Raw genomic sequence first — 7247 nt, 5'->3', positions numbered from 1 at the left:
GTTTTTAACATAGTCAGCGTGTCCTGGGCAGTCAACGTGTGCGTAGTGACGAGTTGGAGTATCGTACTCTACGTGAGAAGTGTTGATTGTGATACCGCGCTCGCGCTCTTCTGGAGCGTTATCGATAGAAGCGAAGTCTTTAGCAACACCACCGTACACTTTTGCAAGTGTAGTACAGATAGCAGCAGTTAGAGTTGTTTTACCGTGGTCAACGTGGCCGATAGTACCAACGTTTACGTGCGGTTTTACGCGTTCAAATTTTTCTTTAGACATGGGTAGTCCCTCTAGGCACGGTATTTAGTGGTATTACGACCACAGAACCAAACATGGGTTTGTAGAGTATATATCAAAAGAGTTGAAGTAACTTAAGGAGAGGATGGTGCTGATAGGCGGATTTGAACCGCCGACCTCACCCTTACCAAGGGTGCGCTCTACCAACTGAGCTATATCAGCACACAAAGTGCGTGGAGCGGGCAGCGGGAATCGAACCCGCATCATCAGCTTGGAAGGCTGAGGTAATAGCCATTATACGATGCCCGCAAAACTCGTAACTCGATAAGCTATTCAATCAATCGAAATTGGTGGAGGGAGAAGGATTCGAACCTTCGAAGGCGGAGCCGTCAGATTTACAGTCTGATCCCTTTGGCCACTCGGGAACCCCTCCAAATTTTATTCACTTTCACTCATTTAGGAGAAAGTGGTGCCGACTACCGGAATCGAACTGGTGACCTACTGATTACAAGTCAGTTGCTCTACCTACTGAGCTAAGTCGGCTTAAGTGCTGCGCATTCTAGAGAACTATCCTAGCCCTTGCAATACCTTTTTTACGTTTTTTTTGTTAACCATGCTCTAATGGCTAAATCTCACTCGTTATCGGCATTTTGCATACAAAGCAAGCCCTTCCAGAACCAAATCTGAGCGACGATGAAAACTTTTACCCCAATTTACAGGTAGATGACGTACGCCACCACCGCATAGAATCACCTCTGGTTCAGCCTTTAAGCGATCTCTTGCCTGAGATAGCCCAAATTCGATTAATCCAACCAGTGCGGCTCGGCAGCCATTCTTTAATCCATCGGCTGTATTATCGGCAAAGGTCAGCAAATCACTATGATCTCTATCGGCAAATACTTTAGTGGTATTTTCTAAGACTGACTTCATCATCAACTGATAACCAGGCGCAATCCATCCACCCAAGTGTTTACCATCTTCTGACATCACATCAAAAGTTAGTGCAGTGCCGATATCAACAATCACGGTAGGCTTTTTAAATTGCTGCCGAATCGCAACTAATGTTAACCAGCGATCCACACCAAGATACTGATATTCACTGTAAGCATTTTTGACACCAAAATCCTTCCGCAGAGTTTTGACTTGCATTACCGGAATGTTAGCAAGTTGAGATATACGCTGAAGGGAGTTATCAACCTCTACCGGGCCAACGCTCGCAAAAACAATTCTGCTTATGCCCGTTTCAAGCAATGGCTCAAGGACCATTTCCAACTTACGACTAGGATAGCGCCCTAGTAATGCAAAATTGCCATTCTCAAACAGTTGGGCCACTTTGACATAAGTGTTACCCGCTTCAATTAAAATCTGCATTAACAACCTCTAAGGCTGATTTCACCACCGATATAGGGCGTAATCCCCTGCTCGGTTTCCAGTAATAGCGCCCCCTGACTATTGATCCCACGTGCAACACCTTCTACAACGCGTTCTCCAATCAATAACTTCACAGGACGATCCAAAAAATTATCCAATCGATTCCAACGGTCGATAAATCCATCGAGGCCGTGCTCTTCATATTGACGTAGTGTTTGATCTAACTTGGCTATCAAGGCTGCGGCTAAGTCATTGCGGCTAGGTAGACAACGACAAGCTTGAGACAGATTTGTCCATTGCTGAGCAATATTAAGCCCGGCCTGTTCTGGCATCGCAATATTAAGACCCATCCCGATCACCAAATGTGCGGCGTCACCAGCCTGACCAGTCATCTCAACTAAAATACCCGCTAGTTTTCGATCCCGATAATAGAGGTCATTCGGCCATTTTACTCGTATCTCATCTGCACCAAGCTGTTGTAAAGCTTCTGCAATCGCCACACCAACGACGAGACTCAACCCCATCGCTGCAGCCATACCCGCATCAAGACGCCAGTACATCGATAAATATAAATTACTGCCAAAAGGTGACAACCATTGACGACCTCGACGGCCCCGTCCAAGTTCTTGATACTCAGCAAGACAAACCGCCCCCTGTGGTAGCTGGCCAATCCTATCTAATAAATATTGGTTAGTCGAATCGATCACTGGGATCACATCTAGACTCGAGCACTCTACCTGAGCCAAAATCGTATCGCAATTGAGAAGATCCAATTTTTCAGGTAGCCGATATCCTTTACCTCTAACGCGGTAAACATCTAGCCCCCAAGACTGTAATGCCTTGATATGTTTTGAGATAGCAGCTCTTGACATACCCAGCGTTTCACCAAGTACTTCACCAGAGTGAAACTCACCATCAGACAACATCGCAACCAATGCCATCCGTGTTGTATGCTCTCTCATCGGATAGCCTCCCCAAGGCAAGTTTCACCTGTAGCCGAGATGAAACGCACCTCGTGTTCAAGCTCAATACCAAATTTTGCAATTACACAATCTACGATATATTGCGCTAGCGTAAGTATGTCATCAGAGGTCGCTTCATGAGCATTAACCAGTACCAGAGCTTGTTGATCGTGTACACGAGCACCACCTATTTGGTGTCCTTTCAGCTGACATTGATCAATCAACCAACCCGCTGCCAATTTATACTGACCAGACTCCTGAATATAATGAGGTATCGATGGATAATGAACCATTAACATATCCATTAAATCCGCCTCAATCACAGGATTCTTAAAGAAGCTTCCCGCGTTTCCCATTACCGTAGGATCGGGTAACTTGGTCATTCTTATTGTACAGACTGCCTGTAATAATTCAGCAGCTGAAACCTGCTGCGGGTCAAATTTAGCCAGAGGGCCATAGCCCACATTCGGTACCCAGTTTTTAGGTAGCTGTAGACCAACAGCAATAATTGCATGGCTGTCTTTTAATGCATGTTTAAAAATGGAATCGCGATAGCCGAACTGGCATTCATCTGCCATCAATCTCGATTCTTCGCCACTCATAAGATCAATGATGTCGACATAGTGACAAACATCCTTCAGCTCAACACCATAAGCACCAATATTCTGGATTGGCGATGAGCCTACACAACCAGGAATCAGAGCCATATTCTCGAGCCCTGGCATACCTTGCTCAACGGTCATAGCAACAAGTCCGTGCCAATCTTCCCCAGCCCCGACATGAAGTAGATACTGCTCATCCGTTTCCGCAATATTAATACCTCGTATACGATTAATTATTACAACACCTGCAAAATCTTCGCAAAAAAGGAGGTTACTCCCCTGCCCAACAATCAACTTCGGAAGGCCTTGATACTGTTCATCTTGCCAAACAGATACCAGCTCTTTTGCCGTTTCGACTATCACAATATGCGCGGCAGTAACCCCGAGACCAAATGTATGAAACGGCGCCAGTGACCTATTCTGCAAAACTTTCATGCGTATTTTGACCCATACCTTTTATACTAGAGCTGTATTTTAACTGATTCATCTCCAGTTGGCAGTGTTTTCCCATGAGCAAGCTTAGTTTTCACCACCTTGAACCTTTACGATTTCCGCTAATCAACCGTTTCTATAAAACCTACTACTCGGCAGGTAAAGCCAAGAAAGACGAAATTATCTGGATTGGCGAGAACGAGAGTGGGATATGCTGCTGTGTCAGATTCAAGCAATTTGATGACTTCCAATTACTCACGGGCATGCTGGTTCACCCTAGACTCCGAGGCGAGAAGATTGGCCACCAATTATTGCAAGCCTCTGAACAGCAACTCATTCACCATCCCTGCTATTGTTTCGCTTTTGACTATCTAGAAAGTTTCTATAACACAGCAGGGTTTAGCACCATACCCGACGACACTTTACCCCCTGCGTTAAAGTCAAGATTAGAACGCTACCGAATTGGAGGTAAGCCATTGATCCCAATGCACTATCAATATCAACCAAAAGATAATTAATCTATCCGTGACATAAGCCTACTCAGCAATACATAGCGATGACATTTTTCTGGTATAATTGCGCCCTTAACCCACAGATTCATCCTTATTAAGGTCGCGTAAACGAGGCGATAATGGATTCAGCTATTGCTAATAAGCAACGCATTGAGCAACTACCGTGTATTGCACACAAGCCGGAAGATTTAGAGACACTTTTTGATGCAGGATCGTTCCGTGAACGTCTTCACGAGGAGATCGCCAATGCCAAACAACGTATATATTTGGTTGCTCTCTACCTTCAGGATGATGATGCCGGTCGAGGGATCATGGCAGCGCTGTATGATGCTAAACAAGCCAACCCTGATTTAGACATTAAAGTTCTTGTTGACTGGCACCGCGCCCAACGCGGGCTGATTGGCGCAGCTAAATCAGATGGTAATGCAGCCCTCTACCGAGAGTTTGCAGATAAGTACGAACATCAGATCCAAATCCTAGGGGTTCCCATTCGTAACCGTGAAGTCTTCGGAGTACTTCACCTCAAGGGCTTTGTCATCGACGATAAGGTGATCTATAGCGGTGCCAGCTTAAATGATGTTTATTTAGCACAACATGAACGTTACCGTTATGACCGTTATCATGTCATTCAGAATACTCAATTAGCCGACAGCATGGCCGCCTTCATTGTTGATGTTCTTGTAAACAGTGATGCGGTTAACTGTCTCAGTCAAAGCCTCCGCCCGGAAACGAAAACGCTAAGAGGGGCCATCAAAACCCTTCGTCAACAACTTCAAAAAGCCAGCTATCAATTCGTGTCTGACACTATTGGCAATGATGAAGTAGGGCTAACCCCTCTTGTCGGCTTAGGTAAACGTAAAAATAAACTCAACCAACACATCTGTACACTGATTGCGAGTGCACAAACTGAGTTAACTATATGCACTCCTTATTTCAATTTTCCCCGAAGCATTAGCCGAGAAGTTAAACGCGCACTACGCCGAGGAGTCAAAGTAACAATCGTTGTCGGCGACAAGACGGCAAATGACTTCTATATTCCGCCCAGCGAGCCATTTAAAACGATCGCGGGCCTGCCATACTTGTATGAGGTTAACCTGCGTAACTTTGCTAAGCAAAACGAAGCGGCTATTGCCCGTCGTCAGCTTGCTATCCACTTGTGGAAACATGAAGATAATAGCTTCCACTTAAAAGGAATATGGGTTGATCGCAGCTATATGTTAATCACAGGTAACAACCTTAATCCTAGAGCTTGGAAGTTAGATTTAGAAAATGCCATCTTAGTGCATGATAAAAATCAACTGTTAGCAGAACAAAAGCAAAAAGAGCTCGATTGTATACTTAGTCATACTCAGCTCGTCGGTAGCTATAAGTTCATCGATAAGGTAGATGCGTATCCTGCTCCTGTTAAGAAGTTGATTAAACGTATCCGCCGTATTAAGGCTGATCATATTCTTAATCAAATTCTCTAGGACATAATTATGACTATTGCTGCAATCGATGTTGATCCTCAAAAAACATTCACCCCACTATGCCCTAATGAGCTACCAGTGAATGAAGGAGATGCTATTGGCCAGATTCTTAATGACCAAGCAGCATTAGCAACCTACAGGGTTCTTACCAAAGATGCTCACCCAAGCAATGCTGTTTGGGTGGTCAATAGTCATGACAAAATGCTCCAGCCGCTAACTCATCCCAATGCCGATTTAACTTGGGTCGAACATGCAGTTCCTGGCACGATCGGGTTTGAGACAATCCCTAACCTGCCTGCAATCACTGAGTACGATCATATTATATGGAAAGGAATCGAACCGGACCTCCATCCTTACGGCGCTTGTTATCATGACCTTCATGAAAAATTAAGCACAGGTCTTATCGAGTGGTTAGAATCTAAATTAGTCACTACCATTCTTGTCGGGGGTTTAGCAACGGACTATTGCGTTAAAACAACAGCACTACAGCTCCAGGCCACCAATAAGTTCAAAGTTATCGTTAACCTTGAAGCCTGTCGAGGCATTGCGCCTGAATCCGTTGAAAAGGCTTGTCATGAGATGTCGGCTGCTGGAGTTATCGTCGTAGACGACCTTAATATCGCAAAGCAACAACTAGCGTTATAAGCGTTTCTACAATGTCACATTAACGTCAACAGATGAATGGTTACTAAATCGTTACTCACTAATTATTGGGGGACTTTTTTATATCCGGCATAACCACGACATTCGCTCTCCTCTGTTTACCAGAAGAGTATTCATATCAAGCCACTATGCCAGAAAAGATCTAATAGAAGTAAGCATAACTGGTGGTTCAATGCTTATCCCTAATGAATTTGAACAATTAGCTAAACCTGAGATGAATACACATGCTTTTTGGCTCTTCCTCATTTACAGATGGTCGCAACCGTAGTGATATTACGCATAGCTCAGATTAGTATTAATGCGGGGGAACCAGTTATCTTAGTGACGGTTTAGCTAGGCTAGAAAGTCGTAAATCTTCAGGAAGGCCATCACTGCTAGCAGCAGGACAGTGATAACAATTGTCCATATGTAGTCAATCAAATAATGGTAGATGGATCCATATCCAAACTTATATGACATCGGTATTTGATGTCAATTATAAGCTGTCCAACATTTACCGCTTGCTCAAAGAGCTAGAGTCCTCGATGATCACCTACCACTCAAAGCATTCAAAATAAAATCAAGCACAACAAGATGTTTTTAAAATACCTATCGCTGACAACGAGCCAATGTGGCTATAAATATTTTTAACTAATAATAGACGTAAAAAAGCCCAAATCGTAAGACTTGGGCTTAGTATAGTGGCGGAGCGGACGGGACTCGAACCCGCGACCCCCGGCGTGACAGGCCGGTATTCTAACCAACTGAACTACCGCTCCGCAGCGTGTCTATTCAGCACTTAAGCAATTGGGAGCCTGGCGATGTCCTACTCTCACATGGGGAGACCCCACACTACCATCGGCGCTATTACGTTTCACTACTGAGTTCGGCATGGGATCAGGTGGGTCCATAACGCTATGGTCGCCAAGCAAATTCGTTTATTCACCGCCATCAGGCAGTAAATAGCAATCTGGGAAAGTTAACTAGTTTACAAATTTGTTCAACACTGCATTCAAGTGCTTACAG

The 7247-nt window shown here is 44.5% G+C and carries 7 protein-coding genes, 5 tRNA genes and 1 rRNA gene; 3 read left to right on the top strand and 10 right to left on the bottom strand.

From position 1 onward, the window contains the following. The 8 genes from L4D12_RS25050 to murB form a co-directional block, all read right to left on the bottom strand. Positions 1–273: GTP-binding protein (locus tag L4D12_RS25050; protein WP_428450542.1), on the bottom strand; the 273-nt coding region annotated here is incomplete at its 3' end. Positions 274–377: 104 nt separating this feature from the next. Beyond that, positions 378–453 (bottom strand) — tRNA-Thr (locus tag L4D12_RS25045). A gap of 12 nt (positions 454–465) precedes the next feature. Further along, positions 466–540 (bottom strand) — tRNA-Gly (locus L4D12_RS25040). 39 nt (positions 541–579) lie between these two features. Continuing rightward, positions 580–664: transfer RNA gene (locus L4D12_RS25035), tRNA-Tyr, on the bottom strand. Between the two features lie 34 nt (positions 665–698). Beyond that, positions 699–774 (bottom strand) — tRNA-Thr (locus tag L4D12_RS25030). A 96-nt stretch (positions 775–870) separates the two neighbouring features. Next, positions 871–1602 (bottom strand): type III pantothenate kinase, encoded by a 732-nt coding sequence (locus L4D12_RS25025; RefSeq protein WP_428450541.1) that lies wholly within the window; start codon positions 1600–1602, stop codon positions 871–873. Next, entirely contained in the window at positions 1602–2564 is a 963-nt protein-coding gene (gene birA, locus L4D12_RS25020) for a bifunctional biotin--[acetyl-CoA-carboxylase] ligase/biotin operon repressor BirA (protein ID WP_428450540.1), read from the bottom strand. Before birA ends, L4D12_RS25025 begins: the two co-directional genes overlap by 1 nt. Then, complete coding sequence (gene murB, locus L4D12_RS25015) at positions 2561–3601, bottom strand: UDP-N-acetylmuramate dehydrogenase (RefSeq protein ID WP_428450539.1); 1041 nt, start codon at positions 3599–3601, stop codon at positions 2561–2563. Before murB ends, birA begins: the two co-directional genes overlap by 4 nt. Positions 3602–3675: 74 nt before the next feature. Between murB and L4D12_RS25010 the strand changes: the two genes are divergently transcribed. From L4D12_RS25010 to L4D12_RS25000, 3 genes are all read left to right on the top strand, one after another. Beyond that, a complete protein-coding gene (locus tag L4D12_RS25010; protein ID WP_428450538.1) occupies positions 3676–4116 on the top strand; it encodes a GNAT family N-acetyltransferase in 441 nt (146 codons plus the stop codon). Positions 4117–4229: 113 nt separating this feature from the next. Next, the gene (pssA, locus tag L4D12_RS25005) at positions 4230–5579 is read left to right on the top strand and encodes a CDP-diacylglycerol--serine O-phosphatidyltransferase (RefSeq protein ID WP_428450537.1); all 1350 of its coding nucleotides are present in this window, start codon (positions 4230–4232) and stop codon (positions 5577–5579) included. A 9-nt stretch (positions 5580–5588) separates the two neighbouring features. After that, on the top strand, positions 5589–6224 hold the full coding sequence (locus tag L4D12_RS25000) for a nicotinamidase (RefSeq protein WP_428450536.1): 636 nt from the start codon (positions 5589–5591) through the stop codon (positions 6222–6224). A 699-nt stretch (positions 6225–6923) separates the two neighbouring features. On the opposite strand, the gene L4D12_RS24995 is transcribed toward L4D12_RS25000, so the two are convergent. Together L4D12_RS24995 and rrf are read right to left on the bottom strand one after the other, a co-directional pair. Further along, a tRNA-Asp gene (locus L4D12_RS24995) sits at positions 6924–7000 on the bottom strand. A gap of 34 nt (positions 7001–7034) precedes the next feature. Next, positions 7035–7150 (bottom strand): 5S ribosomal RNA (rrf, locus tag L4D12_RS24990). Positions 7151–7247: the final 97 nt, after the last annotated feature.

This window comes from Photobacterium nomapromontoriensis, assembly GCF_050336815.1.
GTDB classification, from domain to species: Bacteria; Pseudomonadota; Gammaproteobacteria; order Enterobacterales; family Vibrionaceae; genus Photobacterium; species Photobacterium nomapromontoriensis.
Note: the sequence above shows the minus strand (reverse complement) of the source record. Positions and strands in the feature narration are given on the sequence as shown.